At 69.9% G+C, this 2563-nt stretch carries 2 protein-coding genes; both read left to right on the top strand.

The features are described 5' to 3' along the window. Window positions 1-158: 158 nt before the first annotated feature. Window positions 159-1742, top strand: a complete 1584-nt coding sequence (gene istA / locus THIARS_RS00030) for an IS21 family transposase (RefSeq protein WP_094158951.1) — start codon at window positions 159-161, stop codon at window positions 1740-1742. Continuing rightward, on the top strand, window positions 1729-2493 hold the full coding sequence (gene istB / locus THIARS_RS00025) for an IS21-like element helper ATPase IstB (RefSeq protein ID WP_094158950.1): 765 nt from the start codon (window positions 1729-1731) through the stop codon (window positions 2491-2493). The genes istA and istB overlap by 14 nt, the downstream gene beginning before the upstream one ends. Window positions 2494-2563 lie beyond the last annotated feature (70 nt).

Below are 2563 nucleotides of genomic sequence, written 5' to 3'. Positions count from 1 at the left end.
CCCCGGCGGCCACCCAAACTGCCCCACTTCTGGCCACCCAAACTGCTCCACCTGGCCGGGGTGATCTGAGCCGCTGATCGCGGCGACGGCGACCACCTCGGGGCCAGCCGGCAGGACGTTACTTTCCACTCCCTCAACGTCGAGGGAGAGGCACGGGAGTGAACGTCTTGAAGCCGCATCTGCAAACCACCATTCGCACGCTGCTGGAGGCCGGCGCCACGCAGCGAGAGATCGAGCGCGTCACCGGCATCTCGCGCCACACCATCCGGGCCTGGCAGCATCGATTCACCGAGGAGTCCGAGGCAAACTGCTCCGGGGTGGCCACCGGCTCGCAGGAGCAAACTGCTCCACCCCGGCCACCGGCGCCGACCGCCACGACGACGTCGCTGTGCGAGCCGCACCGGACCTTCATCGAGGCCCAGCTGCGCCTCAAGCGCAACGCCACCGCGATCTACCAGGACCTGGTCGACCAGTTCGGCTTCGCCGGCCACTACAACTCGGTCAAGCGCTTCGTCGCCCGGCTCAAGGTCCGCGAGCCCGAGCAGTTCGACCGCCTGGAGTTCGCCCCCGGCGAGGAGATGCAGGTCGATTACGGCGAGGGCGCCCTCACGCGCGTGCCCGGCACCGCCCGCTACCGCCGCCCGCGCCTGTTCGTGGCCACGTTGCGCTATTCCCGGCGCAGCTTCCGCCGCGTGGTCTGGAAGTCCAGTCAGCAGGTCTGGGCCGAGCTGCACGAGCAGGCCTGGCGCTACTTCGGAGGCTCGGCCCACTACGTCGTGCTCGATAACCTCAAGGAGGGCGTGCTCAAGCCCGACCTGTACGAGCCCGAGCTCAACAAGGTCTACGCCGCCACGCTGGCGCATTACGGGGTCGTCGCCGACCCGGCGCGGGTGCGCGACCCCAACCGCAAGGGCAGCGTCGAGAACGCCATCGGCCACACCCAGGCCACGGCCCTCAAGGGTCGGCGCTTCGAGAGCATCGAGGAGCAGAACGCCTTTCTGGAGCACTGGGAGACCAAGTGGGCGGCGCCGCGCATCCACGGCAGCGCGCGCCGGCAGGTGCAGGCCATGTTCGAGGAGGAGAGAGCCCACCTGCAGCCGCTGCCGGTGCTGGGCATGCAGTACTTCACCGAGGTCGAGCGCACCGTCGCCGACGACAGCTGCGTGCGCGTCGACCACTGCAGCTACGCCGCCCGTCCGGCGCGCATCGGCACCCAGGTGCTGGTGCGCATCTATGCCCGGCGCATCGAGATCCGCGACCTCAAGACCCAGGAGCTGCTGCGCACCCATGACCGCGCCGAGCACCCCGGCACCGTGGTCCTGCCCGCCGAGGAGCGCGTGTTCAACCCCTCGCGCGAGACCCGCCGCATCCTGGCCCAGGCGCGCGCCATCGGGGCCGAGGCCCTGCGCCTGTGCGAGCTGCTGTTCGCCGTCGAAGGCCGCGTGGGCCAGCGCAAGCTCTGGGGCATCGTCTCGCTGGCCGGGCGCTATCCGCGCCGCCTCGTTGATGCCGCCTGCGCCGCCGCCCTGGCCGACGGGGTCTACAGCTACCGCCATGTCAAGGCGCTGACCGAGCGCCTCGTCACCGAGGCCCTGCAGGCCCTCGACCGCGGCCCGACCGCCGAGCCCCTGACCCAGCAGCACGAACTGATCCGCCCGGCCGAGGAGTACGCCGATCTGTTCGCCCGCGCCGCCGCCGAATCCCTCAACCATGAACGGAGCCCCCAGCATGACCCTCAATGAGATCGAACGCACCCTGCGCGAGCTGCGCCTCTCGGGCATCGCCGACACCCTGTCCACCCGCGTGCTGCAGGCGCAGAGCAGCCAGGAGCCGTTCCTGGCCACCCTGGGCGCCATGCTGCAGGACGAGCTCGACCGGCGCCACTCGCGCCTGACCGAGCGGCGCTTCAAACAATCGCGTCTCGACGAGAAGGCCACCCTGGCCGACTTCGACTGGCGCTTCAACCCCAAGCTGCCGCGCGCGGCCTGCTTCGAGCTGCATACCCTCAAGTTCATCGGCGACGGCGCCAACGCCCTGATCGTCGGCAAGCCCGGCACCGGCAAGAGTCACGTCGCCAAGGCCGTGGCCTACCAGGCCACCCTGCAAGGCTTCGACGTGCGCTACGTCGAGGCCGACACCGAGTTCGCCCACTACGCCCTGGCCAGCACCCAGGAGCAGGCCGCGCTGCTGCGCGCCTGGGTCGAGCCCGACCTGCTCGTGCTCGACGACCTGTTCCTCGCCCGGCGCATCGGCGACGCCGCGGCCGAGCTGCTGCAGGCCATCGTCCACCAGCGCTACAAGCATCGCCGATCCATCGTCGTGACCTCCAACCGCGTCGTGCAGGACTGGGGCCGCTACCTCGGCGACGCCACCATGGCCACCACCATCCTCGACCGCCTCATGCACCGCGCCACCATGCTCGAGTTCGAGGGTCGCAGCTACCGCCTCAAGGAGGCCGCCGCACGCATCGCCGTCACCGCCGATGCCTCATAATCCAGCCGTCCTGCCTGGAGCAGTTTGACCGGCCAAAGGTGGAGCAGTTTGACCTGACCATCGGGGGAAA

This window comes from Thiomonas delicata (assembly GCF_900088825.1).
Classification (GTDB): domain Bacteria; phylum Pseudomonadota; class Gammaproteobacteria; order Burkholderiales; family Burkholderiaceae_C; genus Thiomonas_A; species Thiomonas_A delicata.
Note: the sequence above shows the minus strand (reverse complement) of the source record. Positions and strands in the feature narration are given on the sequence as shown.

What these genes read in the sequence shown, in the direction of transcription:
- istB (WP_094158950.1), top strand. Translation starts at nt 1,729, where the DNA reads ATGACCCTCAATGAGATCGAACGCACCCTGCGCGAGCTGCGCCTCTCG.